At 40.2% G+C, this 25,796-nt stretch carries 25 protein-coding genes; 11 read left to right on the plus strand and 14 right to left on the minus strand.

What is annotated here, in order from left to right; all coding sequences use genetic code 11:
• Positions 1-99 precede the first annotated feature (99 nt).
• From BVH02_RS04555 to BVH02_RS04565, 3 genes are read right to left on the minus strand one after another with little or no spacing between them, the layout of a single operon-like run.
• On the minus strand, positions 100-1,242 hold the full coding sequence (locus BVH02_RS04555) for a cysteine desulfurase family protein (protein WP_086499516.1): 1,143 nt from the start codon (positions 1,240-1,242) through the stop codon (positions 100-102).
• A 36-nt stretch (positions 1,243-1,278) separates the two neighbouring features.
• Positions 1,279-2,673 (minus strand): phosphoglucosamine mutase, encoded by a 1,395-nt coding sequence (glmM, locus tag BVH02_RS04560; RefSeq protein ID WP_086499518.1) that lies wholly within the window; start codon positions 2,671-2,673, stop codon positions 1,279-1,281.
• A 57-nt stretch (positions 2,674-2,730) separates the two neighbouring features.
• Entirely contained in the window at positions 2,731-2,961 is a 231-nt protein-coding gene (locus BVH02_RS04565; RefSeq protein ID WP_086499520.1) for a hypothetical protein, read from the minus strand.
• Positions 2,962-3,033: 72 nt separating this feature from the next.
• Between BVH02_RS04565 and mazG the strand changes: the two genes are divergently transcribed.
• The 4 genes from mazG to fumC all read left to right on the plus strand — a co-directional run bounded on the left by mazG (position 3,034) and on the right by fumC (position 6,227).
• Positions 3,034-3,834, plus strand: a complete 801-nt coding sequence (gene mazG / locus BVH02_RS04570) for a nucleoside triphosphate pyrophosphohydrolase (RefSeq protein ID WP_086499522.1) — start codon at positions 3,034-3,036, stop codon at positions 3,832-3,834.
• A gap of 48 nt (positions 3,835-3,882) precedes the next feature.
• Positions 3,883-4,260 carry a RidA family protein gene (locus BVH02_RS04575; RefSeq protein WP_086499525.1) on the plus strand — a complete coding sequence of 126 codons (378 nt, stop codon included), beginning with the start codon at positions 3,883-3,885 and terminating at the stop codon, positions 4,258-4,260.
• 6 nt (positions 4,261-4,266) lie between these two features.
• On the plus strand, positions 4,267-4,752 hold the full coding sequence (locus BVH02_RS04580) for a hypothetical protein (RefSeq protein WP_086499527.1): 486 nt from the start codon (positions 4,267-4,269) through the stop codon (positions 4,750-4,752).
• 74 nt (positions 4,753-4,826) lie between these two features.
• Entirely contained in the window at positions 4,827-6,227 is a 1,401-nt protein-coding gene (fumC, locus tag BVH02_RS04585; protein ID WP_086499529.1) for a class II fumarate hydratase, read from the plus strand.
• 73 nt (positions 6,228-6,300) lie between these two features.
• On the opposite strand, the gene BVH02_RS21930 is transcribed toward fumC, so the two are convergent.
• The 7 genes from BVH02_RS21930 to BVH02_RS04625 all read right to left on the minus strand — a co-directional run bounded on the left by BVH02_RS21930 (position 6,301) and on the right by BVH02_RS04625 (position 12,856).
• Positions 6,301-6,474: a type II toxin-antitoxin system RelE/ParE family toxin gene (locus BVH02_RS21930; RefSeq protein ID WP_317045415.1), complete on the minus strand. Its 174-nt coding sequence runs from the start codon at positions 6,472-6,474 to the stop codon at positions 6,301-6,303.
• A gap of 155 nt (positions 6,475-6,629) precedes the next feature.
• Positions 6,630-6,839 (minus strand): hypothetical protein, encoded by a 210-nt coding sequence (locus BVH02_RS04595; RefSeq protein ID WP_086499531.1) that lies wholly within the window; start codon positions 6,837-6,839, stop codon positions 6,630-6,632.
• A 179-nt stretch (positions 6,840-7,018) separates the two neighbouring features.
• A complete protein-coding gene (locus tag BVH02_RS04600) occupies positions 7,019-8,347 on the minus strand; it encodes a dicarboxylate/amino acid:cation symporter (protein ID WP_086499533.1) in 1,329 nt (442 codons plus the stop codon).
• Between the two features lie 10 nt (positions 8,348-8,357).
• Complete coding sequence (aroC, locus tag BVH02_RS04605) at positions 8,358-9,443, minus strand: chorismate synthase (protein ID WP_086499535.1); 1,086 nt, start codon at positions 9,441-9,443, stop codon at positions 8,358-8,360.
• Complete coding sequence (locus BVH02_RS04610; protein ID WP_086499538.1) at positions 9,443-10,891, minus strand: BatD family protein; 1,449 nt, start codon at positions 10,889-10,891, stop codon at positions 9,443-9,445. The genes aroC and BVH02_RS04610 overlap by 1 nt, the downstream gene beginning before the upstream one ends.
• Positions 10,892-11,252: 361 nt before the next feature.
• Positions 11,253-12,482, minus strand: a complete 1,230-nt coding sequence (locus BVH02_RS04620) for an ammonium transporter (protein ID WP_086499540.1) — start codon at positions 12,480-12,482, stop codon at positions 11,253-11,255.
• A gap of 35 nt (positions 12,483-12,517) precedes the next feature.
• Positions 12,518-12,856: a P-II family nitrogen regulator gene (locus BVH02_RS04625; protein ID WP_086499909.1), complete on the minus strand. Its 339-nt coding sequence runs from the start codon at positions 12,854-12,856 to the stop codon at positions 12,518-12,520.
• A 279-nt stretch (positions 12,857-13,135) separates the two neighbouring features.
• Between BVH02_RS04625 and BVH02_RS04630 the strand changes: the two genes are divergently transcribed.
• Positions 13,136-14,041: a nucleotidyltransferase family protein gene (locus tag BVH02_RS04630; protein WP_086499542.1), complete on the plus strand. Its 906-nt coding sequence runs from the start codon at positions 13,136-13,138 to the stop codon at positions 14,039-14,041.
• A 170-nt stretch (positions 14,042-14,211) separates the two neighbouring features.
• On the opposite strand, the gene recF is transcribed toward BVH02_RS04630, so the two are convergent.
• Positions 14,212-15,321, minus strand: a complete 1,110-nt coding sequence (gene recF / locus BVH02_RS04635) for a DNA replication/repair protein RecF (protein ID WP_086499543.1) — start codon at positions 15,319-15,321, stop codon at positions 14,212-14,214.
• A gap of 92 nt (positions 15,322-15,413) precedes the next feature.
• Between recF and pdhA the strand changes: the two genes are divergently transcribed.
• The 5 genes from pdhA to BVH02_RS04660 all read left to right on the plus strand — a co-directional run bounded on the left by pdhA (position 15,414) and on the right by BVH02_RS04660 (position 19,648).
• Complete coding sequence (gene pdhA, locus BVH02_RS04640) at positions 15,414-16,433, plus strand: pyruvate dehydrogenase (acetyl-transferring) E1 component subunit alpha (RefSeq protein WP_086499545.1); 1,020 nt, start codon at positions 15,414-15,416, stop codon at positions 16,431-16,433.
• Positions 16,434-16,548: 115 nt separating this feature from the next.
• A complete protein-coding gene (locus tag BVH02_RS04645; protein WP_086499547.1) occupies positions 16,549-17,262 on the plus strand; it encodes a tetratricopeptide repeat protein in 714 nt (237 codons plus the stop codon).
• Positions 17,263-17,430: 168 nt separating this feature from the next.
• Positions 17,431-17,907 carry a 6,7-dimethyl-8-ribityllumazine synthase gene (ribH, locus tag BVH02_RS04650; RefSeq protein ID WP_086499548.1) on the plus strand — a complete coding sequence of 159 codons (477 nt, stop codon included), beginning with the start codon at positions 17,431-17,433 and terminating at the stop codon, positions 17,905-17,907.
• A gap of 34 nt (positions 17,908-17,941) precedes the next feature.
• Positions 17,942-19,261 carry an aspartate kinase gene (locus BVH02_RS04655; protein WP_086499550.1) on the plus strand — a complete coding sequence of 440 codons (1,320 nt, stop codon included), beginning with the start codon at positions 17,942-17,944 and terminating at the stop codon, positions 19,259-19,261.
• Positions 19,262-19,321: 60 nt separating this feature from the next.
• Positions 19,322-19,648 (plus strand): DUF6787 family protein, encoded by a 327-nt coding sequence (locus BVH02_RS04660; protein ID WP_086499552.1) that lies wholly within the window; start codon positions 19,322-19,324, stop codon positions 19,646-19,648.
• Positions 19,649-19,765: 117 nt separating this feature from the next.
• Here BVH02_RS04660 and recG read toward each other — a convergent pair whose 3' ends face one another.
• Both recG and BVH02_RS04670 read right to left on the minus strand, forming a co-directional pair.
• Entirely contained in the window at positions 19,766-21,859 is a 2,094-nt protein-coding gene (recG, locus tag BVH02_RS04665) for an ATP-dependent DNA helicase RecG (RefSeq protein WP_086499554.1), read from the minus strand.
• Positions 21,860-21,936: 77 nt separating this feature from the next.
• Positions 21,937-23,007, minus strand: a complete 1,071-nt coding sequence (locus tag BVH02_RS04670; RefSeq protein ID WP_086499555.1) for a phosphotransferase enzyme family protein — start codon at positions 23,005-23,007, stop codon at positions 21,937-21,939.
• Positions 23,008-23,372: 365 nt separating this feature from the next.
• On the opposite strand from BVH02_RS04670, the gene BVH02_RS04675 reads away from it, so the two are divergent.
• Complete coding sequence (locus BVH02_RS04675; RefSeq protein ID WP_086499557.1) at positions 23,373-25,148, plus strand: sodium:solute symporter family protein; 1,776 nt, start codon at positions 23,373-23,375, stop codon at positions 25,146-25,148.
• Here BVH02_RS04675 and gldD read toward each other — a convergent pair.
• Positions 25,145-25,720, minus strand: coding sequence for a gliding motility lipoprotein GldD (gene gldD, locus BVH02_RS04680; protein WP_086499558.1), 576 nt, complete (start codon positions 25,718-25,720; stop codon positions 25,145-25,147). The two genes, BVH02_RS04675 and gldD, sit on opposite strands and share 4 nt — an antisense overlap.
• Between the last annotated feature and the right edge of the window lie 76 nt (positions 25,721-25,796).

The following is a 25,796-nucleotide window of genomic DNA, read 5'->3' on the forward strand; positions in this document are numbered from 1 at the left end:
CGACTTCGCTCAACCTGACACCTTAATCCTTTGCGCTTTCTTCCCGAGCTTTGTGGTTAAATATTAAAAAAGGAGCCTTTTCAGCTCCTTTCCTCTTTCTTATGCTTCCACAGCGTATAGTTCTTTCAGCTTTCCAACAGTATAATTAACTTCCTCAATTGTATTAAATCGACTAAACGAGAATCGAACTGCATCTCGTTCAGGAGTATGATTTATTCCTCTCAGCACATGCGAGCCGACTGTAGCTCCAGAACTGCAAGCAGATCCTCCAGAAGCTGAAACGCCTTCAAGATCAAGATTGAAAAGCAACATGCCACTATTTGCCTCAGAAGGAGGTAAGCTCACACTTAATACTGTATAGAGACTCTTATCCATATCAGCAGAAAGACCATTAAAACCTACACCTGGGATCTCCTGAATTAAAGTTTTGATGAAATGCTTTTTAACAGACTCTACATGCGTATGATGTTCGGCCATATCTTCGTAGGCGATTTCCAAAGCTTTCGCAATCCCGATAATCCCGATTACATTCTCCGTACCACCACGCATATTCCTCTCCTGAGCACCTCCATGAATCAACGGATAGATTTTCTTGTCTTTTTTCACATATAAAAATCCTGAGCCTTTTGGTCCATGAAATTTATGCCCACCAGCCACAATAGAATCTACTGGAATAGACTTAAGGTCATGTACATAATGTCCCATCGTCTGCACCGTATCCGAATGAAAAAATGCTCCGTGTTCTTTTGCAAGTGATCCTATTCGATTTAAATCATTCAAGTTACCAATCTCATTATTGGCGTGCATCAGAGAAACCAAGCTTTTTGGATTAGCTTTTAGCAATTCCTCTAGCTGATCCAAATCCACTTCGCCTTGTTCGTTTACATCTAGGATACTCAACTTGATATGACCTTTTTTCTCACACATCTGCAATGTGTGCAAAACAGCATGATGTTCTAAGGGAGAAGTGATCGCATGCGTGATACCATGGCTTTCTATTCCGCACACAATAGCTGTATTATCAGCTTCAGTTCCTCCAGAAGTGAAGAAAATCTCTGCAGGAGTAGCATTTAGTAATTCCGCTACTTTTTTCCTAGATCTCTCGATAGCCGTCCTTACTTCTCTACCAAAACTGTGGACAGAAGAAGGATTGCCATAATGATTTCTCATAAACGGAATCATGGCATCGATCACTCGATCATCCATAGCCGTTGTAGCTGCGTTATCGAAATAAATTTTCATTGTACTCGTATTGGGTTTTTATATTCTAGATAAAGCTCAAATCATGGAGGCATTCACCACTTCTTTGATATCGGCAATTAACTTTTTGGCTAAATGCTCAGCTGTCGCTTGTGATTCAGACTCAGAGTAAATCCGGATAATAGGCTCTGTATTAGATTTTCTCAAATGTACCCATTCCTTTTCAAATTCAATTTTCACTCCGTCTATATCGTTGATTGGATGGCTTTTATACTTCTTTTTGATCTCAAGCAGAATATTATCGACGTCAATCTCAGGAGTGAGTTCGATTTTATTTTTTGAAATATGATAGCTAGGATAAGTGGCTCTAAGTCTAGAAATAGACTTGCCAAAATTGGCTAAATGGGTTAGGAATAAACCAATGCCTACCAACGCATCACGGCCGTAATGGGAAGTTGGGTAAATTATACCGCCGTTTCCTTCACCGCCTATTACTGCATCTACAGCTTTCATTTGATTTACTACGTTCACCTCTCCTACCGCTGAGGCAGTGTAAACGCCCCCTCTTTTCCCTGTTACATCACGGAGCGCACGCGTTGAGCTGAGGTTAGAAACTGTATTGCCAGGATTCTTAGAAAGAACATAATCAGCTACTGCTACCAGGGTATATTCTTCACCAAAAGTGGATCCGTCTTCGTTGATAAATGCTAATCTATCCACATCTGGATCGACTACTATTCCTAGATCATAGCTTCCACGTTCCAATTTTAAGCAGATATCTCGCAAATTCTCAGGGAGTGGTTCTGGATTGTGAGGGAAGTGACCATCTGGCTTGCAGTACATTTCTTCGATTTCTGTTACGCCAAGGGCTCTTAGTAACATAGGAACTGCTATTCCACCTGTGGAATTTACTGCATCCACTACTACTTTGAAGTTTCGCGCCTTGATCGCTTCCACATCTACCAATTCCAATTCCAACACATGCTGGATATGGCGCTCGATGTAATCGTTGATCTGGGAATAGCTTCCCAATTTTTTTACATCTGCAAAAGTAAAGTCTTCCTTTTCAGCTTTTTCTAAAATATCCTTTCCTTCAGCATCTGAAATAAATTCTCCTTTATCATTCAAAAGCTTAAGCGCATTCCACTGCACTGGATTATGACTCGCTGTAAGGATAATTCCTCCTCCTGCTTTTTCTAAAGGAACAGCAAATTCTACTGTTGGAGTAGTGCTCAAGCCAAGGTCGATTACATCGATCCCCATCCCTTGAAGGGTAGCAGAAACTAATCCGGAGACCATTTCACCAGAAAGGCGGGCGTCTCTCCCGATGATAACTTTAGGATTGTTCGTTTTCTCTAGTACCCAAGCTCCATAAGCCGAAGCAAATTTGACTATATCTATAGGAGTAAGGCCATCTCCGGCTTTACCGCCGATAGTACCTCTGATACCAGAGATTGATTTGATTAGTGACACGTATGGTAATTGATTTGATTAAAAACTGAAATATCTAGCCAGATGACGAGACTACTTTTATTTAAATTTGGCTAGAACTTTGTCCACTTCATTGTCTGGATTACCACATTCGGCATCACCTTCCATAGTCTTGCCACAAAATCCACAGGTCGCACCTTCTTTATTTAGAAAGGGGCTTTGAGAAGCACAGGTTCCTTTAAATTCACCATTTTTAAGGAATAAAAGCCTTACAGACATCAAAATGAAGAATAAGGCAACGAAACCAAGTGTTAGAAATACGGTTGTCATAACGAATAAATTTGCGCAAATTTAAGGCTTTGTTTCGAAAACGTTTCTAATTCAAGCATAGTTTCCTCACCAATGATAAATTTGAGTTCCCGAGCCGATCAATTGGCTGCTTTTGACAAATTACTTACGATCATGGACGAACTCAGGGAGCAATGTCCTTGGGACAAAAAGCAAACGACAGAAAGTCTCAGACATTTGACCATAGAGGAAACTTTTGAGCTTTCGGACGCCATCCTCGAAGGCGATCCGCAAGAAATCAAAAAAGAATTGGGGGATATTCTCCTACACATCGTGTTCTACGCCCGAATAGGGTCTGAAGAAGGCAACTTCGATATGACATCGATGATTGATGCGCTTTGCGAAAAGCTAATTCGCCGACACCCACATATCTATGGAGATGTGACCGCTGAAGACGAAGAAGCAGTGAAACAGAATTGGGAAAAAATAAAATTGACGGAAAAAGGAAATAAATCTGTCCTCGGGGGAGTTCCGAAATCTCTTCCCGCACTTATCAAAGCTATGCGTATTCAGGAAAAAGCTCGAGGAGTTGGTTTTGATTGGGAAGAAAAAACACAGGTTTGGGAGAAAGTGGAGGAAGAAATGCAGGAGTTTAAGGACGAATTCAATGTCGCAGGTGAGAAAGATATTGATAAGGAAAAAGCCAGTGGTGAATTCGGGGATTTACTTTTTTCGTTGATCAATTACGCACGATTTATTGATATTAATCCTGAAGAAGCGTTGGAGCGAACGAATAAGAAATTCATAAAGAGATTTCAATACCTAGAGAACGCTGCAAAACAAAAAGGAAAAGCGCTCTCAGAAATGACCCTCGCGGAAATGGATGTCTATTGGAATGAAGCGAAGAGTAAGTAAAGAAAAAGTTTGTAAGAGGTAAAAAGGAAAAATATAACTAGCAATCAAATGAACAAGATCATATTCACAAAAGAGGCACCAGCACCAATCGGGCCTTATTCTCAGGCAGTTTTAGCTGGAAATACGCTATATGTCTCCGGAAATATCGCCCTCGATCCAGAGTCTGGGGAATTGATAAATGAAAACATTACAGAAGAAACGCATGCGGTAATGAAAAACATGGAGGCGATACTGAGAGCAGCTGGATTCTCATTTTCGGATGTGGTGAAATGCAGCATTTTCATCAAAAACATGGATGAATTTGGTACAATCAATGAAGCCTATGGTCAATACTTCACATCGAACCCTCCAGCACGAGAAACAGTAGAAGTAAGTAAACTGCCCAAAAATGTAAATGTAGAAATCTCCTGTATCGCCGTTAAATAAACACTATTGAACCTGTTCCCTTACGATAGCGAAACTTTTGTCAGCACTCTTTCCAAAGAAGAAGTCCTAGGACACCTGAATCGTGTCACTCAAGAGGTTAATTTCCTAGATCAAAGAACGCTAGCTAAAGGAGATAAGGTTTTCAATGGAATAGTTGGCAAGAGAGGCTTTCGAATCTCCAAAATCGTGGGTAGAGCCGACACATTTCTTCCATTAATATTGGGTAATGTGGAATCAACTGCTAGAGGTAGCATAATTTTTATTAATTATCGCTTATTTCCGGGAGCCTTATTTTTCTTGGGATTTTGGTCGATCATTCTGATCGCTTTCTCTGCATTTTACCTTTTCATCCTTCCCAATTATGGATATGCTGTGCTTTGCATTTCTTTAGCTCTAATCAATTATCTGACCGCCATGTTTTTCTTCAATAGGCAGGTTAAGCAATCACGCAAAGTTTTTTACCAACTGATCAATTTCCAAATGAAGGATTAAACCTTCTAGTATAGGGGAAAAAGGTATTTGGGCGTAATTTAGCCACGAAAATAAGAATCATTAAAACAAACTATATGAGCATCCGCATAGAAAAAGACACCATGGGGCCCGTAGAGGTTCCTGCTGACAAATACTGGGGCGCACAGACCCAAAGATCAATCAATAACTTCAAAATCGGCGGGGATAAAAACCGTATGCCAATTGAAATCACACATGCTTTTGCGATTTTGAAAAAAGCCGCTGCGCAAACGAATGCTGAATTGGGCGTTTTGGACCAAGACAAGGCTGATATTATTGGAAAAGTATGTGATGAGATTTTGGAAGGCAAGCACGACGATCAGTTTCCACTGGTGATTTGGCAAACAGGGTCTGGAACCCAGTCTAACATGAACTCAAATGAGGTAATCGCTTACCGCGCGCACGTACTTTTAGGTGGTTCTTTGGAAGACACTAATAAGAAGATCCATCCTAATGATGATGTAAATAAGTCTCAATCATCTAATGACACCTACCCTACTGCTATGCACATCGCTGCATACAAAATGGTGATGGAGAACACAATTCCTGGCGTAGAAAAACTAAGAGATACACTTGCGCAGAAAGTTGAAGCTTTCAAGGACGTAGTGAAAATTGGGCGTACTCACTTTATGGATGCAACTCCACTTACGTTGGGACAAGAGTTTAGCGGATATGTAGCTCAACTTAATTATGGCTTAAAAGCGGTTAAAAACACTTTGTCACATCTTTCAGAATTAGCTCTTGGAGGAACAGCTGTTGGAACAGGCCTGAACACTCCAAAAGGATACTCTGAGCTTGTTGCTAAGAAAATTGCTGAGTTATCTGGTCAGCCATTTGTGACTGCTGAAAATAAATTCGAAGCGCTTGCAGCTCATGATGCCATGGTAGAAACGCATGGAGCATTGAAGCAATTGGCCGTTTCTCTGATGAAAATTGCAAATGACGTGAGAATGCTATCTTCAGGGCCTAGATCTGGAATTGGTGAGATTTTAATTCCTGAAAATGAGCCAGGATCATCTATTATGCCTGGCAAGGTCAATCCAACTCAAGTAGAAGCCATCACAATGGTAGCTGTTCAAGTAATGGGTAATGATGTAGCTATCTCAATTGGTGGCTCAAATGGACATTTCGAATTGAATGTCTTCAAGCCAATGATCGCAGCTAATTTTCTTCAGTCAGCACGCTTGATTGGCGATGCATGTGTATCCTTCAATGACAATTGCGCTGTAGGAATTGAACCAAATACACCAATGATCCAGAGACATTTGGAGAATTCACTAATGCTAGTAACAGCACTGAATCCACACATTGGATATGAAAATGCAGCAGCTATTGCTAAGAAAGCACATAAGGAAGGCACAAGCCTTAGAGAAGCCGCAATCGCACTTAACTTATTGACTTCTGAGCAGTTCACCGAATGGGTAAAACCTGAAGAAATGACTGGAGGACTGAAGTAATAGTTAACTTAGATTTAAAAGTGAAAATAGTCCCGTCAGAGATGACGGGACCATTTTTTTTATATCCTAAAGTTCATTGATCAAGACCCCTAAGTAATGATTTAATATATAAATCAGTGATGTTCTCTTGATCGGATTTGTCATAGATGGAGTGTAAATAAACCGTATCATCAGAAATAGCAAAATTAGTTATAACTCTAGCGCCACCTGACTTTCCTTTTCCTTTTAAAGCTATTGATAATCTGATTTTGTAGCAATTCTTAAAAAGTGGAGTCCTTCATTAGGGTTAATTTCAAGTTTTTCTATGAGCTTAAAATATTCTGATCTGAGAGAATGATATTTCTTAAGCAGCTTTTTAAGTTCTTTCTCAATTCGGAACAGCTTTGACTTTATAGGTCACGATTAGTCAATTAAATCCCGAGCATCTTTCGCTTTCAGTTTGCCTGATTTTATATCAAGCATTTCTTTATAACCTTTGGTTACACTTTTTGCGATTTTTTTTGATTCTTCAGCACCCTCAGCAGTTGTGAATTTCACATATAATGCCTTTAAAGCTGACTTAATTTCCTTGGATCGTTCGCTATTCTCCACTTCTATAAGAATGGTTTCCATGCTATTAAGGTAAATAATTATTTGCTGTAATGGATAATTTCATCTACACATTCAACGCATAGTAGTTGTAGACGTTCAACGGTATAGCAAATTAGGCGATAAGGGACTCTCACTTAAACCAAATATGGTTCCGTCAGATATGACGGAACCATATTTTATGAAGCACCAAAATTTGCTTCTTAGTCATTTGGCGTCAGAGGATTTGACTTTCTTATCAATCCATCAGGTAATTCCCCTTCTGTACTCGCTACAATCGTACAGACCGTAGCGTCACCAGTGACGTTAACCACAGTTCGGAACATATCCAAAATCCTGTCTGGAGCGATAATCAATGCGATACCAGCAGCAGGAACACCAATTGATTCCAATACAATAATCAACATAATCAAGCCAGCGCCTGGAACACCAGCTGAACCTATAGAAGCTAAGGTTGCGGTAAGGACAATCATCAATTGCTGCGTCAAACTCAGTTCCATTCCTAGCGCCTGAGCAATAAATACTGCTGCAACTCCCTGATAAAGACTTGTTCCATCCATATTCACCGTGGCTCCTAATGGTAGCACAAAACTGGAAATCTCTTCAGAAACGCCTAATTCTTCTTCCACCTGCTTCATAGTTACAGGAAGCGTAGCAGAGCTTGAACTTGTAGAAAAAGCTAAGAGCTGAGCAGGCCTGATGGCTCTAAAAAAGTCCAAGTATTTCACCTTGGTAAAGGCCATCAAAATTAATGGATAGACAACTAAGATCATGGTGAATAGACCACCCAAAACCACCAAACTATATTTTAATAATGCCATCAAAAGTTGTACTGCCGAATCTGGATTTTCTCCTGCGATCTCTACAATCAAGGAAGCCATCAAAGCAAATACCCCATAAGGAGCTATCATCATGATGTAATTGACAATCTGAATAATGACATCATTCATACCATCAAAAAAGGCAATCACAGGAGCAGCCTTTGCCTTTGGTATTTTAAGCAAAGCAATACCAACTAGAATCGCAAAAAACACTACTTGAAGCATAGCCGCATTATCAGTAGTTGCTCTGAACACGTTTTCTGGAACTATATCTACTAATGGCTGTAAAGGGCTTTGCTTTTGTAATTCGGCTGCTTGCCCCACACGAGATCCTGCATCACCTTCATACAAACTCATTAAATTCTCACGTGTTTCAGGAGGTAGACTTTTTCCGGGCTGAAATACATTTACGAGAATCAACCCAATCGTCACCGCCAGAACTGTCGTCACTAAGTAGGTGCCGATTGTTTTACCTCCAATTCGACTTAATTTGGATACATCTCCCAAATTTGAAACTCCTACTATCAAGGAAGCCAATACCAATGGCACAGCGATCATTTTCAGTGAGTTTATAAAAATAGTCCCAATAGGCTTGATGTAATCAATGGTGAAGGAATTGGGTATGGAGGTCTTAATTACAACTAAGCCAAAAATCAACCCCAGAACCAGTCCGATGATAATTTGGGTGTGTAAGGGTATCTTTTTAAACATATAAATGGGTTTAGAAGTCTTCTAGTTTATTACTTTTTGACAACAAAATATAATCAGCAATGACCAATGCTGCCATAGCTTCCACAATCGGAACAGCTCTAGGCACTACACATGGGTCGTGACGTCCTTTACCTGAAACTACCACATTGTCTCCAGCTTCATTGATCGAGTCCTGATCTTTCATGATGGTAGCAACAGGTTTGAAAGCTACATTGAAATAAATGTCTTCTCCATTAGAGATCCCGCCTTGAATACCACCAGAATGATTGGTCACTGTGCGTACTTTTTCGCCATCCTGCACAAAGGTATCATTGTGTTCAGAGCCTCTCATTTTCACACCTTCGAAGCCACTTCCAAACTCAAATCCTTTCACTGCATTGATACTCAACATGGCCTTACCAAGTTCGGCATGAAGTCTATCGAATACTGGTTCACCGATACCTACTGGTGTGTTTTTGATCACGCAGCTCACCACACCACCAATCGTGTCACGGTCTTTTCTAACCGAATCGATTAGCTCAATCATTTCCTCAGCCAGTACAGGATCTGGACATCTCACGATATTTTCCTCAGCATTAGCCAAGTCCAATTCAGCATAACTTTTCCGCAACTTCAAATCACCCACCTGAGATACATAAGCTTGAATGCTGATGCCTTTTGTTTCCAAAAGCTGCTTTGCGATAGCTCCAGCAACCACTCGAGCGGCAGTCTCACGTGCAGAGCTTCTTCCTCCACCGCGATAATCTCTCAGCCCGTATTTTTCAAAATAAGTGAAATCAGCATGGGAAGGTCGAAATTTATCTGAGATATGAGAATAATCTTTACTTTTTTGGTCTGAATTAGTAATCACAATCCCTATAGGAGTTCCAGTAGTTACACCTTTAAAAACACCAGATTTAATCTCAAATTCGTCTTCTTCTTTACGCTGAGTAGTAATTTTAGACTGACCTGGCTTTCTGCGTTGCATCTCTGCTATTAGCTTTGCCTCATCTATTTTCAGTCCTGCAGGGCATCCTTCGATGATTACCCCTAAAGCTAGTCCGTGTGACTCACCAAATGTGGTGATCTTGAATAGCTTTCCAAATGAATTGCCCATTATCTCTTTCTGATTATCAATACAGCCAGCATCGCCACTGCTATGAGCAGCAACAAGTTAATTGCGACCGTAAAATAGTATTTATATTTCTCGTTTAAAAACCGGTTGTCTTCGGTGGCAATGCGATCATAAAGCCCGCCTAAACGCTGGTTGGAAATTGACTGATTGGCCTTACTCTCACCTACTACGGTGATTTTAGCCTGCGGTCTGAGTGTGTCATAAACAGCACGCTCGGGGTCAAAGTAAACCCATTCAAAATTCTTCCCTAGATCGAATTCTCCCGCCTCAGTGATGGTGATATAGTAATTGAATTCTTTGATGCCTGATACTCTTCCATACCCTCGATTTATCTGCTGGCGAACATTCGGATCATAGGTATTCAAATTGGCAACAGAGAGCCTTTTGGGTGCTGATACTGCATTGATGTTGCCTACTCCACTAATCCCAAAATTATAATCAAAGCCCTGACCTGTTTCTACTTCAATGTTTGTAATATTTTCTCGGATCTGAAACTGCCCCACACTTACCTCATTTTTCAGAGGATGAGGAGGAAGTGGTTTTATTTTTATAGTCTTAGGATTAGAATAGAAGGTCTTAAAATCTTCTTGTCTATTTGCTCCAAAGAAGGTAGGGTTTTTCGCAATTTTATATTTGATCATTTCCCATGGAATTCTTGGAATGACTATTTCACCTTCGGAAAATGGGAAAAATGTAGCTTCATAAACCTTGTATTTTGTCCATCTTTTCCCATTAATGATCACCTGTTCAGGATCAATATTGCTTATGTTGAAATTTTCTTCCCAAGCATTAGTTGGCTTTATTTTCTTTAAAATATCATCCAACTGTCTACCAGGCTCGTGAAAGTTAAAAGGTGCTTGATTAGATTCAGACATATAAAAAGCCAGACTCACATTGATCCCCTCACCTTGATAAACCTCTTCTTTATCTACTGAAACAGAGAAAAATGCATCATCCTCCATCTCTACGTATTCTGGATCTTCTACTGCTGATCGACCAAAGAAATCTGCAAATGGATCGGTAGCAGCACCCTGTCCAGCGTTAGTATTGGCGGCATCACCCACGGTGAGTTTTTTTCCAGGAGAAGAATAGGCTTTACCATTAATCGTAAGTTCAAAAGAAGGCAAAGTGAAATCACCTTTCCTGCTAGGCTTATAGTATTGGATAATACTATTTGAGCTACTCATCTGTCCATTGATCAAATTCATGGATGAAGATTGTGAGATACCTTGCTTTTGAAAACTGGGTATTTCTGGGAATTGATCGTAAGATTTGATTTTTTCGTTGCTGAGTGTTATTTTGATAGTGAACGTTTCATTCAGACTGATCTCTGCAGCCCCAAGCTCAATTTGAACATCTTGAGCCAAGGCTAATCCAGAAAATAGGAATAGGCCACATACGAAAATGAATTGGGCAAGCGTTTTAATCATGGTTGCGAAAATAGGAAATATTCTACTCTTTGATTTCTAAAATAACGCAACATCTATTTAAATGCCTCCGTATTTACACTTAAAATCAGTTAAAACCCTAAACTCTTTAGACTATGATCGAATATGTGAAGACTATCCTGCAAAAGGTCAGCTTTTCAAATTATCTATTTGAACGAGAGCTTAGAAAAGGCTTAAGGTTAATTTCTCCCAACGAAATTCAAGAATTTAAAGATTGGTGTTACCTAATGTTTGGCAAAGCTCATCACATTATTCTTAATAGGTATTTCCAACCCACATTTTAATCGAAAAGCCCCGTCCTTAACTGGATCGGGGCTTTTTCAGATTTAATAGTTGGCTTTTTTTAATCTTTAGTCGCAAAGTCTGGGTAAGCACGCATGCGATGCTCATTAATATCCAAACCTTCAGTTTCTTCCGCTTCATCCACCCGGATACCTATGGTTTTTTTCATGGCAAAGAATATCACACCAGCAAAAATTACACAGAAAGAACCAACAGCCACTATTCCAATTAACTGAGAGACTAACTGACCTATTCCCGCTAGATCACCAAAAATACCTACTGCTAAGGTTCCCCAGATACCACCAACCAGGTGAACTGAAATTGCTCCTACAGGATCATCTACTTTGATTTTGTCAAAGAATACTACAGCAAGAACTATCAAACCACCACCAATAAAGCCGATGATGATAGAGGAATTAATACTCATCAGATCTGCCCCTGCAGTGATACCAACCAGGCCGGCCAAAATTCCATTCAACACCATAGTGATATCATAAGTCTTAAACATAGCATAAGACACGATCAGCGCACCTATGGCACCAGCGGCTGCGGCCATAGAAGTAGTTACAAAAACCTTGGAAACTAATCCAGGGTCTGCGCTCAATACTGATCCGCCGTTGAATCCAAACCATCCGAACCACAAAAGAAAGACGCCTAGAGTAGCCAATGGAATACTGTGACCTGGGATAGCAGTCATTCCTTTGGATGTATATTTCCCAATTCTAGGCCCCAATAGTGCTGCACCGATTAATGCTCCCCATCCGCCTACTGAATGCACTAGAGTTGAACCAGCAAAATCATAAAATGGTGTTTCAAGTGTATTCAAGAATCCCCCACCCCATTTCCACATACCTACGATAGGATAGCAAATACCCACATAGAGAATTGAAAAGAAAATAAATGGCCCGAGCTTCACTCGCTCAGCAACAGCGCCTGACACGATAGTAGCTGCGGTAGCTGCAAACATAGCCTGGAAAATAAAATCGGTAAAAAAAGTATAGCCTTCATTATAGTTACTAGTATCCCAGCCTTCTGGAAGCGAAAGCCCAAAGCCGGCAAATCCAAAAAATGAACCTGCGTATTCCTCTCCGGGGTACATTAGATTGAAGCCTACAAAGGCAAAGGTCAGAAGACCAATTGCAGGAATAATGGTGTTTTTAAATAAAATATTAACGGTGTTTTTTGAGCGTGTGAGGCCAGCTTCCAAGCTAGCAAAGCCCAAGTGCATGAGGAAAACCATGGTCGTGGCTATCATCATCCATAAGTTATTGACAGTAAATAATTCTTGCATTTGAAATAATAGGTTTGGTGAGTAAGTGAAGGAGATTAAAGTGCTTTTTCGCCTATATCGCCGTTTCTAATGCGATAAGCTTCAAGCACGTCATAGACGAAGATTTTCCCGTCTCCGATCTGGCCTGTTTTGCCCTCTGTCAGGATACAATTGATCACTGGCTCCACCAGCTCCTCTACAGTAATGATCTCGATCTTAGTTCTCGGAATATATGCGGGCTCATAAGGCACTCCTCGATACATTTCCTGCCTGGCATGCTCCAAGCCCATTCCTTTTACTTCGTAGAATGTGAGAAACTTCACCCCAAGACCTGCCACACAAGCATGGATCTGGTCAAAGCGGGAAGTCCTGATAATTGCTTCAATTTTTTTCATTTTTATAATAGGTCTGATGGTTCTTTGAGATAATGACATAAAACTAACCAAAAAATTAACTAAAAATCAGACCTAAGGTATTTTTTTAACCACATATCGAATATATTTCATTATAGTGGAGTTTTTCGGCTATTTATATAACCTGTTTTTAATATATGAACATGTAGAATTGTTTTTACAGGTAAATTTTTAATCTATCGTTACTGAATAGTGAAAGAAGTATCACTTGCCTCCCCGACATAAAAACTTAATTTTGCAAACGTTTTTAAGAAGCTATCTATGAACCAGAAACCAACATTATTAGTACTCGCCGCCGGAATGGGAAGCCGATATGGCGGAAATAAACAAATCGACGGATTTGGCCCAAACGGTGAAACTATCCTTGAATATTCCATTTTTGACGCTATCAATGCCGGATTTGGCAAAGTTGTCTTTATCGTTAGAGAGGAAATTTTGCAAGTAGCGAAAGACCTTTTTATCCCAAAATTAGATGACAAAATCGAAGTGGACTGGGTAATACAAACACTTGACAGCTTTGTGCCTGCAGAATTGAAGCAAGAAGATCGCAAGAAGCCATTCGGAACTGCCCATGCTGTGCTTTGCGCAAAAGATGCTATCAAAGAACCTTTTGCAGTGATCAATGCAGATGATTTCTATGGCAAAGAAGCTTTTGATGCCATCGGAAAATTCCTGACAACGGAAGTGAAGCCTGACCTCCATGCAATGGTGGGCTATGCGATACAGAATGTACTTTCCGAACATGGAACTGTAAGTCGAGGTGTATGCGAAACCAACGAGAAAGGTCATCTCATTGGCATGATTGAACGAACTTCTATCGCCCGCGATAATGGAAAAATCCTAAGTAAAGGAGAAAGCGAAGTTTTGGAAATAAATGAGAACACACCAGTAAGCATGAACTTCTGGGGATTTCATCAGAATGTATTTGCTGACATTGAGAAAATGTGGAAAGCTTTCCTTCCTGCAAATCTCGAAAACCTGAAATCAGAATTTTTCATACCAACTGTAGCTAATAATCTAATTCAAGCTGATGAAGCAGCATTTGATATATTGGAAGGTGGAAAAGTATGGTTTGGCGTAACTTATACAGAGGATAAGCCAGTGGTAATTGACTCTCTGAAAAAATTGCACGACGCTGGTGATTACCCAGCTAATCTATGGAAATAAGGTAATGGAGCTTCGGCTCCTTTTTTTATGCCAATTTTTTTAAAACTACAGTGTACACAGAGTCCCGATTGTTATCGGACTTCCAGCATGTCACAATGGTTTGATTACTTCGTTCTACTCACTTAAAAACTTGATCCAAACACCTTGCATTTACCTAGACTTATTGCATGCTATTCAGCGGCATTAATAAGCCCCTCTCTGATCGAAAAGAAAGAAACCTCCGAGCCCAACTCTGAAAGTATCTTCTTCGATCGCTCAGGCCTAGCATCAGTCAAAAATATCTGCCCGAACGTATGCTGAGAGATCAGCTTCATCAGCTGGGCTATTCTCAGATCATCTAGTTTGTCAAAAATGTCGTCTAATAAAAGTATTGGCTTTTCACCTTTTTCTATCTCGAAAATCTGAAACTGAGCCAGCTTCAGCGCTATGATGTAAGACTTCTGCTGTCCCTGACTACCTATTTTTCGAATAGGATGCTCTCCTATCATAAAACCGAAATCGTCTTTATGAATACCTGCATTACTATTTTTTGTAATCAGATCCTTTTTTCGGAGGTTTTTAAAATAAGCTTCAAAATCCTCTTGTAATGCTTCCGTTTCATAAATCACGCTGACTAACTCCTGCCCTTGAGAAATCTCCGAATAGTGACTCTGCAATAAAGGAGCCATTTCTGTTAAAAGCTCATTTCGCCTAGCTGCAAGAATGACACTTAGACCAATCAACTCTGCGTCGTACTTATCCAACAGCGTCAAATCACGTCTTCCAGTCTCTGCAAACTTTTTTAGCAATGCATTTCTTTGCTTCAAGAAATGATGGTATCGAATCAATTGATCCAAGTAAGAATGATCTAGCTGAGAAATCAATCCATCAAAAAACTTCCTACGTCCATCAGATCCTCCTTTTATTAGTTCAGTATCATCAGGAGCTATTAAGACCAACGGAATAAGCCCTACATGCTCAGAAGTTTTGGCGAGTGCCTTCCCATTTTGATAAATCTGCTTCTTTTTCCCCAACTCTACCGTGCATCGAACTTCCAATTGTTTGGCTTCTGCTAATTCAAATTGCCCTTTGATAGCAAAAAAATCCTTCTCATGCTGGACATTCAGGCTATCACTAGACTGCACAGCGCTTTTGGTGAGAGACAAGTAATGAATGCCGTCCAGCACATTAGTCTTCCCACTTCCATTTAGTCCTACAAAGCAGTTGATTTCGCAGGAAAATTGGAGTCGGGTTTTCTCATGATTTTTGAATTGTAAGAGTTCGAGAGACTTCAAGTGCATGAGATTGGGTAATTATTTCGGCGGTAGCCTGTTATTTAGGGCGGGATGCTTATATTTGAGTCCTAAAATTAGCATATTTTCATCATTACGGTATGGCAAAGAAAACTGCAGCAACTAAATCTAAAGTAAAATATTCGAAGGAAACTTACACCTTCTGGTACGAGAGCATGCTCTTAATGAGGAGGTTCGAGGAGAAAGCGGGGCAACTTTACGGTCAGCAAAAAATCAGAGGATTCTGTCATTTATACATTGGTCAGGAAGCTTGTGCTTCTGGAGCTATATCAGCATTGACTAAAGATGATAAGTGGATTACAGCTTATCGCTGTCATGCCCACCCACTCGGACTGGGCACTGATCCAGGAGCAATCATGGCTGAGCTTTTCGGTAAAGCGACTGGAACTACCAAAGGTAAAGGTGGTTCTATGCACATTTTCGATAAAGAGAAAAATTTCATGGGAGGTCATGGAATCGTAGGAGCACAAATTCCTATGGGTCTTGGAATGGGCTTCGCAGAAAAATATAAAGGCACCAAAAACCTGGCAATTTGCTATATGGGTGATGGAGCGGTACGTCAGGGAGCTTTTCACGAAGCGTTGAACTTGGCTATGCTTTATAAAACTCCAGTGATTTTCGTTATTGAAAACAATGGCTACGCAATGGGTACTGCGGTAAAGAGATCATCTAACGTGGAAGACCTTTCTACATTGGGCGAGTCTTATGACATGCCATCATTTGCGGTAGACGGAATGAATGTAGAAGCTGTACACGAGGCAGTAGCAGAAGCGGCAGATAGAGCAAGAAGAGGCGATGGGCCAACTTTGCTTGAAATGAGAACTTACCGTTACAAAGGACACTCCATGTCCGATCCTCAGAAATACAGAACCAAAGAGGAGGTAGAGGAATACAAGCAACGTGATCCTATGGAGCAAGTGCTTGCTACCATCAAAGAAAATAATATCCTTAGCGAAGAAGAGATCGAGGAAATTGTGAAAGGCGTGAAACAAAAGGTAACAGAGGCAGTAAAATTCGCTGAAGAATCACCTTGGCCTGACGGACAGGATGCTTTCAAGGATGTTTACATCCAAGAAGACTATCCTTTTGTAATGGAATAAATCTAAAAAAACATAACGTCTTAAAAGCCATGAAGACCGAAAGCTTTCATGGCTTTTTTATTGGGCTTTGTAGAAAGTATAAAAACCGTATATTTGCGGCTGAAAATTGAGTAGCATGGCAACAAAACAAAGTAAAAAAGTACACCCTGATCATCACAATGATATTTTGGAAGATCCTTCTGAAATAGCAACAAGACTTGGTAGAGGTGAAGCTTTTTTGAAGCAGAATAGTAAAGTACTAGCTGGCGTAATTATCGCAGCAGTGGTTTTGATCGGAGGAATCCTATTTTTCCAAATCAATACTCAGAACCAAAATGAGAAAGCACAGAAGGAAATGTTTCAGGCTGTATATTTCTTCGAGCAAGATAGCGTTCAACTAGCTTTGGAAGGTGACGGCATTAATGCTGGATTCCTGGACATTGCAGATGACTATCCACGTACAGATGCTGCTAACTTGGCGCATTTCTATATTGGTTCTATCTATCTCTCTGAAAGAAAACACGAAGAAGCATTGACAGAATTGGAGAAATTCTCAGCTGATGATTTCTTGGTGCAGGCAAAAGCTTACTCTCTTATTGGAGATGCTAATATGGAGCTCGGCAATATTGACAAAGCTATCTCTAGCTACAAAAAAGCGGCAGAGTACGATGAAAACAAGTTTTTCACTCCAAAGTATCTGACCAAACTTGCTATCGCATATGAAGCTGCAGGTAAAAATTCTGAAGCAATTGCTGCTTACAGTAAGATCGAAGACACTTATTTTGAGTCTTTCGAATTTGCTTCTGCACGAAAACACAAAGCTCGCTTAGAAGGTCTTGCCTCTAAGTAATGCTTTCCTGTATAGCATACTAGTAGAGTAAGGCCCTGTGGTCTTACTCTTTTTTTGTTTATACGATCCCAAATCAACAATTTCAAACTCTGATTCTCAGCGCTACCTTTAAAATGCTCGGAACTCATAGCTAGGTTCTTTTATCTACAACTTCAATCGCAATCTTATATGGCAACTTCTCTCAAAAGCCTCAGTGCACATTCCTCCAAAAATATTCAGGATATTAGTAAAAAAACTTTTGGCATTATAGTTTCCGAGTGGAATGAAGATGTGACCGAAGCTCTCTTTTCAGGCGCATTTCAGACTCTTCTAGACAACGGCGCAAAGAAGGAAAATATCATTCGTAAGAATGTCCCTGGATCATTTGAACTAACCCTTGCTGCTCAGTGGCTAGCCCAAGAAGAAAGTATCGATGCGGTCATCTGTCTAGGATGTGTAATTCAAGGAGAAACCAAACACTTTGATTTCATCTGTGATGCCGTTGCTCATGGTATCACTAATGTGAGTTTAAAGTATAATAAGCCTGTGATTTTTGGAGTATTAACACCAAATACTCAACAGCAAGCCATGGATCGAGCTGGTGGAAAGCATGGCAACAAAGGCGATGAAGCAGCGATTACAGCTGTGAAAATGCTTGGATTTTAAGAATCAAACCTATCAACCTATAATCCTAAACCTTATGAAAATCATGAAATTTGGAGGCACCTCTGTGGGCCGTCCAGAACGCATGCAGCAGGTAAAAGAGCTGATCACCCGAGGTGATGAATCTAAAATCGTAGTTCTTTCAGCGCTTTCTGGCACCACCAATTCCTTGGTGAGTATCGGAGAAGCCTTAGCATCTGCGGATAAAGTATTAGCAAAATCAAGAATTGATGAGCTTCACGCACATTACAATGATTTCTATCCGCAACTTGTCAAAACTGAGCAAGCAAGAGAAAAAGCCCAAGAAATAATCAAGGAACATTTCGAATTTTTAAATATTCTTCTGAAAATATCCTTCAATGAGGCTATCAAGCGAGATATTTTAGCTCAGGGAGAATTACTTTCTACAAAGCTATTTCATACACTTTTGGAAGAGTCTGAGATCCCAGCAGTATTCCTGTCTGCCTTAGATTTCATGAGTATTGACGAAAATGCAGAGCCAGAATTGCAGAAAATTTCAGATAGATTGCAAGCTATTTTAGCCCAACATCCCGATGATAGCATTTTCATTACCCAAGGATTTATTTGCAAAAACCACCAAAACGAAGTTGACAACCTCAAGCGTGGTGGCAGCGATTATACAGCCTCCCTAATTGCAGCGGCGGTTCAGGCAACCGCTTGCGAAATCTGGACTGATATAGACGGCATGCACAATAACGATCCTAGAATCGTAGATAAAACTCGTCCTATCGCGGAAATGTCATTTGACGAAGCGGCAGAACTTGCTTATTTCGGAGCAAAGATTCTTCACCCGGCATCTATTTGGCCAGCACAACAATTTAACGTTCCGGTAAAACTGCTCAACACCATGCTGCCTGAGGCTCATGGAACTTTGATCAAGGCTGATGTAGAAACTGTTGGTGTAAAAGCAATTGCTGCAAAAGATGGGATTACAGCTATCAAAATCAAGTCGAGCCGAATGCTATTAGCTTATGGTTTCCTAAGAAAAGTGTTTGAGATCTTCGAGAAGTATAAGACTCCTATCGACATGATCACTACTTCTGAAGTGGCTGTGTCAGTCACTATTGACGATATTAGTCACTTGGAGCATATTATGGAAGAGTTGGGTACTTTCTGTAGTGTGGAGGTAGATCGAGACCTGACCATTATTTGTATTGTGGGAAATATGGTATCTGAAAGCAAAGGCTCCATCCAATCTGTAATTGACTCCCTCATTGAATATCCTATTCGAATGGTATCCTTCGGCGGAAGTCGTCACAATGTCTCTGTTTTGGTGGACTCTAAATTCAAAAAAGAAGCATTGCAAAGTCTCAATCAAGATCTTTTTACTTGGTAAAATAAGAGCCGGCTTAGCGCCGGCTCTTTTATTGAAACTGATTCTTATTACTTTTAAGGGATGTCAATAGAAAATGATAAATCAGGGTTTCTAGAACGATTAAAAACAAAGTGGAAATTAGATAGCCTACGGCAGGTTGTTTTGGTTCTGCTGGTTTTTGCTTGCACAGGTTTTACTGTTTTATTCATTAAAAACCCAATTTTGGATTTTTTCGGAATTGATAAGAATGGTTTTGTCAATACCGTTCTTTACCTCCTTTTGGTTCTTCCTTTGTATCAGGTTATTTTGCTGATCTACGGCTTTATTTTTGGTCAATTTAGATTCTTCTGGGAAAAAGAAAAGCAGATTTTTAAGAGGATCGGAGGAGTTTTTTCAAAGAGAAAATGATTTTTTTAACCGTAGGGTCCACCAAGATTTTCGATTTATACTTGGTTTATAAGTAGATAGAAAAGTAAGTCTTAAGCCAATACTACAATTTTTAAGTCTTTAAACATTACAGTCATATCAAGAAATCCGACTCCAATTAACTGCTGTTTTCTTCTGTTGCTTTACCTGTCTAAGAACTGGAGCATTTTCAGGTAATGCCAATTCTGGATCAACAGCCAACAATTGTTGCACTGCATCTCGCGCCAATGTTAAGATTGCAGCATCTTTACTCAAATCAGCAATCAATAAGTCAGTGATCCCACTTTGCTGCGTGCCCATCATATCGCCTGGGCCTCGCAGTTTCAAATCCACATCAGCGATCTCGAAACCATCGTTTGTACGAACCATCGTTTCTAATCGAACCCGGGAATCCTTAGAAAGCTCATACTTGCTCATCAACACACAATAGCTCTGCTCCGCACCTCTTCCCACTCTTCCTCGCAACTGATGCAGCTGCGATAGTCCAAATCGCTCTGCATTCTCAATGATCATCACCGAAGCATTAGGTACGTTCACACCCACTTCGATCACAGTTGTCGCCACCATGATCTTCGTCTCCCCTTTCACAAAGCGCTGCATCTCGTATTCCTTTGCGTCAGCTTTCATACTGCCATTCACTATGCTGATGGGATAGTTGGGAAAAGCGCGTGAGATACTTTCGTAGCCATCAATGACATTTTTCAAATCCATCTTCTCGGATTCTTCAATCAGCGGATACACGATATAAATCTGTCTCCCCTTTTTCACCTCCTCATTGATAAAACCAAAAACCTTCAGTCGATCTTTGTCATAGCGATGCACTGTTTGTATCGGCTTTCTTCCTGCCGGCATCTCATCGATCACTGACACATCCAAGTCCCCATAAAGCGTCATTGCAAGTGTCCTTGGAATAGGCGTGGCAGTCATTACCAATACGTGAGGAATGTACTTCTGATTTTTCGCCCAGAGTTTTGCACGTTGGGCTACGCCAAAGCGGTGCTGCTCATCGACAATTGCCAGCGCGAGATTTTGAAACTGTACGATATCTTCCAAAAGTGCATGTGTACCAATCAAAATTTTGAGTTCTCCGGATAGTAGCTCTTCGTGGATGACCTTGCGGGCGGACTTCTTGGTAGAGCCTGTGAGCAAGGCAATCTTGAGTCCCATCATATCTGCAAACTCTTTCAAGCCTGCATAATGCTGATTGGCCAAAATCTCCGTAGGAGCCATTAAGCAAGACTGAGCTCCAGAACTAATTGCAATCAAGGCACATATAAAAGCTACCATCGTCTTTCCAGATCCTACATCTCCCTGAATAAGGCGATTCATCTGCTTACCTGACTTTAGATCTCCATAAGACTCCCGGATTACCCGTTTCTGGGCATTGGTCAATTCAAATGGGATGTGATTGGTGTAAAACTCTATTAGTAGCTCAGTATTATTTAAAATTTGTCCTTGGTACTTCTCCGTTCTAGCCACTTTCATCATCAGTAAACGAAGCTGCAGAAAGAAAAACTCTTCGAATTTCATTCGTCTTCTTGCACGCTGAAGCTGATCTGGTTTAGTCGGAAAATGAATTTCCTGAATGGCCAATTGCCTATCTATAAGCTGATACTGCTCTTTAATTCCAACTGAAATAGTTTCTTGAATGTGTGGAATACAAATCTGCACAAGTTGCTCCATGATTTTGGAGATTCCTTTGGAATCCAAAAATCTTGCTTTAAGCTTCTCGGTAGTTGAATAGATCGGCTGAAAATTATTTCGATTTTCATTTGCTGTAGTAAGTGGCTCCATTTCTGGATGGGCAATACTCCACTTTCTGCCAAATTGGGCTGGTTTTCCAAGAAATACGAAAACGGCTCCAGTCACTAAATGCTTTTGAACCCAAACTATTCCTTTGAACCAAGTCATTTCCATTTCCCCAGTTTCGTCCGCTACATGGGCTACGAGCCGCTTTTTGTTGCCCATTCCGATCAGTTCCACCTTTCGAATTTTAGCGATCACTTGCACCGCTTCCATATCTGAATGAAGCTCCCGAACCTTAAAAAACTTGGTTCTATCTTCGTAGCGAAACGGATAATGCTGTAGCAATTCTCCGAAGGTGAAAATATTCAACTCCTTGTTGAAAAGAGCAGCGCGCTGTGGGCCTACTCCTTTGAGGAACTCTATTTTAGTGTCAAAAAAACTGGACAAGGGTAATTGATTTTTGGGTAGGACAAATTACATTCAGTCAGTCCAATTGCCAATAGAATGACAGGAATTGTCTGATATCAATTCTGGGATTGTGTTACTGACTTCCAAATTTTCTCCAATTCAGGTTTCGCATCTTGGATACTTTTTAGCAAAAGCATCTGATTTTTTGCACGATGAAAATTCTGAGCTGGATAGGCTACTTTATAATAGATATTTCCTTGTAGATGATCCGTCATAAACCGTAGGCCCATAATACAAATCATTACTTCTCCCGCTAACATCAACGAGCGAGTTTCTTCTTCCGTCACCATAGTTCGCACTCCTTCCCAATAGCCTTTTAGCAGCTGCTCGAAAACAGGAATTTGTAGATTTATTTTATCCCAAAATTGGCTGGTTTCAGACTCCGAACAAGCTACTGTCCGCACCAAGTCTCCAAAATCATACATTAAATACCCGCTCATCAAAGTGTCCAAATCAACCAATGCCTCCACTTTGGAGAGATCATTTGAAAAGATCAGGTTATTTATCTTAGTATCATTATGGGTCAAGCGATGAGGCAAGACAGCTTGAAATTGGTTATACTTTTTAATTAACTCCTGCTGTCCCAAGTAAAAATCCAAAACCTCTTGGTCTTCTTTGGAGACGGATTTCAAAGTTTTTGAGACTCTCTCAAGTGTGGCAAATCTCAAATCAAGACGATGAAAATCAGGAATGCATTCATGTAAACTGTCCGTCTCGATGATCTTACCCCATTCCGCAAAAACACCATAAGCTTTTGCAGCTAGATAAGCTTGATCCAAATTGGTGATTTGCTGTATGGTCTGTCCGGATACAAACTCAAATAATCGATAAAGCTTGCCATCCCATTCGGTAATAAGTTTTTGAGCAGAGTTGAGAATAGGAAGTGGTAAAATAAATGGAAGAAGGCTATCATCTCCTTGGGATTTGACCTGACGCTGATTATGTGTGATCCGCTCGGGATATTGGAACACAGCATTGTTAAATTCCTGTAAAATATAGTTAGTATTCCCTGATTCTATCAGATATGTACCATGAATGAGGCCCGCTCCGAAAGTATGAAAAGTGAAATCTTCAAAAGTGCTGAATGAATATTCGGCGAGAATACTCGCAATGTTTTCCTTTACCATAGCACAAAGCTATGGGTTAGCTTTCAAATCAAAATTATTGGCTTAAAAAAAACCATCATTTTAAAAGATTAGATTCTGTTCCGGAGTGATCCTCCACATTTCTATCTAAACAAAAGTCTTCTTTTAGTTTATGCATCTCCTTGACTATTATCCAGCTGGACATCGCTCTTCCTTCCCGGCTTTCTAAAATGGAATGATTAGAGAGGAAAATAAATTTTGAAAATGAATGAATACGGTAAATTCTGAGTAAACTTCTGGGTCAGATTTTTTCCATTTGGCAGAAAATAAATACATTAGCGAAATTTATTATTTAAGTAGAAGCCGTTTTTTAAAAAAAATTAAAGAATACATTAATCCCAAAAGCTATGAATGTAACCTCCATTGACTGGGCGATCATTGCCGCTTTCTTTGTCATTTCCCTACTTATAGGGCTTTATACATCGAAAAAGGCTGGTTCCTCTGCCAAAGAATTTTTTCTGTCCGGTAGAAATATGCCCTGGTGGTTGCTCGGAGTATCTATGGTCGCAACGACGTTCTCTGCGGATACACCCAATTTGGTGACTGATATCGTTCGAAAAAATGGTGTAGCAGGTAACTGGGTATGGTGGGCTTTCTTACTTACAGGTATGTTAACTGTTTTTGTTTATGCCAAACTTTGGAGAAGATCTGAAGTTACAACAGACTTGGAGTTTTATGAATTGCGTTATTCTGGCAAAGGAGCTGCATTCTTAAGAGCATTCCGCGCTATATATTTAGGTGTATTCTTCAACGTCGTGATTATGGCAACTGTATCACTTGCAGCCATCAAAATCGGTGGTGTAATGTTAGGATTAGAGCCCTATGAAACCTTGTTGATTGCTTCTGTGGTCACAGTAATTTATAGTTCTTTGGGAGGATTAAAGGGTGTTTTGCTAACTGATTTTTTCCAATTTTTCATTGCAATGATCGGTGCTTTTGGAGCTGCTTATTACATTCTTGACCTACCACAGATTGGATCATTAAATAATCTTCTGACCCATGAAAATGTAGCAGGAAAGCTTAACTTCCTTCCTGATTTCTCAGATCCTAATGCATACATCCCGCTTTTCTTGATGCCGATAGCCATTCAATGGTGGGCAACTTGGTATCCAGGTGCTGAGCCTGGAGGCGGAGGATATATTGCACAACGAATGCTTTCCGCTAAGGATGAAAAGAATGCGATTGGTGCTACTCTCTTTTTTAATATAGCTCATTATGCCATACGCCCTTGGCCTTGGATTTTGATTGCTTTGGCTTCATTAATTGTCTTTCCAAACGTTTCTGATATCTCAGCAGCATTCCCTAATATTCCTGTTGATAAACTAGGTGACGATTTAGCTTACTCAGCAATGTTGACATTCTTGCCAACTGGCTTGATAGGGATTGTATTGGCTTCCTTGATTGCTGCTGTGATGTCTACACTATCTACACATCTCAACTGGGGATCTTCCTACATCGTGAATGATTTCTACCTAAGATTCCTAAAGCCTGAAGCTTCCGATAAAGAATTGGTGGCTGTAGGAAGAATCTCCACAGTGCTCTTGATGGCAATGTCTGCTGTACTAGCTCTAGCACTTTCCAGTGCGCTAGATGCATTCGAAATCCTGCTTCAGATAGGTGCGGGAACAGGTTTGATTTTTATTCTAAGATGGTTTTGGTGGAGAATTAACGCATATACAGAGATCTCAGCCATGGCTATTTCGTTTGTAGTTGCTATTTTCTTCTCAGTCATCAATCCAAAAGTAAACTGGATAATTATTCCTGAAAATCAGGAATATTTGAAGCTTCTATATAGTGTCAGCATTACCACGTTTGGTTGGTTGCTAGTCACATTCATTACTGCTCCTGAAAAGGACGAGGTATTATTATCCTTCTACAGAAAAGTAACTCCAGCGGCCTTTGGATGGAAAAAAGTATTGGATAGATATCCTGAGGAGAGACAAGTGATCGGTCAACTTCCTAAAGAAATAGGACTTATGATGATAGGATCTGCCATGGTATATGCCGCCTTATTCTCTACAGGGTTCTTTATTTACGGCAATATGCTAGGTGGAATCATTGCTGGCATCATTGCAATAGTAGGAGGTGTCATTATTTTCAGATCTTGGAAAAACCTTAGCTAATCAACAAATTTTACAGAATTCATCAAGTGGACCATGTCCTCCTTGATGAATTCTATTACTGGCGAAAGTGAATCATTTTTCATCGCCGTATTGAAATACAAAGCCCCTCTAAGAAAGTTCTTGGTAGAATCCGTTACAAAAAACTGAAACTGCGTGGGCACTTCACCGGTAAGTTCGGCTACCACTCCTGTATAACCTTCTGGAGTCAAAAGCACAGCTTCCTCTATACCGTAGGCTTTCACTTGATGCTGGGAAGTCAGCCTAAATGCATCGCTAGACAATTGTTTAAAATTGACTTTGTCTCCATCAATTCGTTTATATGTCAAATGCACTTTTGCGCCAAAATCGGCATAATTCAAATTGACCCACGCTTCTTCTGCGATATTAAAAGAATCTGGTTCTACATTTGAATAACTTGAATAATCAATCTGATAAGGATATCCCTCAGCTAGTTTTTCAAAGGTATGAGTTGGTAAATCAATGCGATTATAGCCAGGTGGTTTTGGTAAAAAAGTTTGATCACAACCGACTAATCCAACTAGCAACAAACCTATCCAAAAATGTTTCCTCATGGTTTAAAATTAGACAAAGAGTTTGATTTGACTTGGGATTAAATGAAATTTAACCAAATAACCAATTTCTATTCAA

The sequence above is a fragment of the Algoriphagus ratkowskyi genome (assembly GCF_002150505.1).
Classification (GTDB): Bacteria; Bacteroidota; Bacteroidia; order Cytophagales; family Cyclobacteriaceae; genus Algoriphagus; species Algoriphagus ratkowskyi.

Bases quoted from the DNA above. Each gene is read 5' to 3' on its own strand.
- BVH02_RS04555 (WP_086499516.1), bottom strand. From the start codon at position 1,242: ATGAAAATTTATTTCGATAACGCAGCTACAACGGCTATGGATGATCGA.
- BVH02_RS04565 (WP_086499520.1), bottom strand. From the start codon at position 2,961: ATGACAACCGTATTTCTAACACTTGGTTTCGTTGCCTTATTCTTCATT.
- mazG (WP_086499522.1), top strand. From the start codon at position 3,034: ATGATAAATTTGAGTTCCCGAGCCGATCAATTGGCTGCTTTTGACAAA.
- BVH02_RS04575 (WP_086499525.1), top strand. From the start codon at position 3,883: ATGAACAAGATCATATTCACAAAAGAGGCACCAGCACCAATCGGGCCT.
- fumC (WP_086499529.1), top strand. From the start codon at position 4,827: ATGAGCATCCGCATAGAAAAAGACACCATGGGGCCCGTAGAGGTTCCT.
- BVH02_RS04595 (WP_086499531.1), bottom strand. From the start codon at position 6,839: ATGGAAACCATTCTTATAGAAGTGGAGAATAGCGAACGATCCAAGGAA.
- BVH02_RS04600 (WP_086499533.1), bottom strand. From the start codon at position 8,347: ATGTTTAAAAAGATACCCTTACACACCCAAATTATCATCGGACTGGTT.
- aroC (WP_086499535.1), bottom strand. From the start codon at position 9,443: ATGGGCAATTCATTTGGAAAGCTATTCAAGATCACCACATTTGGTGAG.
- BVH02_RS04610 (WP_086499538.1), bottom strand. From the start codon at position 10,891: ATGATTAAAACGCTTGCCCAATTCATTTTCGTATGTGGCCTATTCCTA.
- BVH02_RS04620 (WP_086499540.1), bottom strand. From the start codon at position 12,482: ATGCAAGAATTATTTACTGTCAATAACTTATGGATGATGATAGCCACG.
- BVH02_RS04625 (WP_086499909.1), bottom strand. From the start codon at position 12,856: ATGAAAAAAATTGAAGCAATTATCAGGACTTCCCGCTTTGACCAGATC.
- BVH02_RS04630 (WP_086499542.1), top strand. From the start codon at position 13,136: ATGAACCAGAAACCAACATTATTAGTACTCGCCGCCGGAATGGGAAGC.
- recF (WP_086499543.1), bottom strand. From the start codon at position 15,321: ATGCACTTGAAGTCTCTCGAACTCTTACAATTCAAAAATCATGAGAAA.
- pdhA (WP_086499545.1), top strand. From the start codon at position 15,414: ATGGCAAAGAAAACTGCAGCAACTAAATCTAAAGTAAAATATTCGAAG.
- BVH02_RS04645 (WP_086499547.1), top strand. From the start codon at position 16,549: ATGGCAACAAAACAAAGTAAAAAAGTACACCCTGATCATCACAATGAT.
- ribH (WP_086499548.1), top strand. From the start codon at position 17,431: ATGGCAACTTCTCTCAAAAGCCTCAGTGCACATTCCTCCAAAAATATT.
- BVH02_RS04655 (WP_086499550.1), top strand. From the start codon at position 17,942: ATGAAAATCATGAAATTTGGAGGCACCTCTGTGGGCCGTCCAGAACGC.
- BVH02_RS04660 (WP_086499552.1), top strand. From the start codon at position 19,322: ATGTCAATAGAAAATGATAAATCAGGGTTTCTAGAACGATTAAAAACA.
- BVH02_RS04670 (WP_086499555.1), bottom strand. From the start codon at position 23,007: ATGGTAAAGGAAAACATTGCGAGTATTCTCGCCGAATATTCATTCAGC.
- BVH02_RS04675 (WP_086499557.1), top strand. From the start codon at position 23,373: ATGAATGTAACCTCCATTGACTGGGCGATCATTGCCGCTTTCTTTGTC.
- gldD (WP_086499558.1), bottom strand. From the start codon at position 25,720: ATGAGGAAACATTTTTGGATAGGTTTGTTGCTAGTTGGATTAGTCGGT.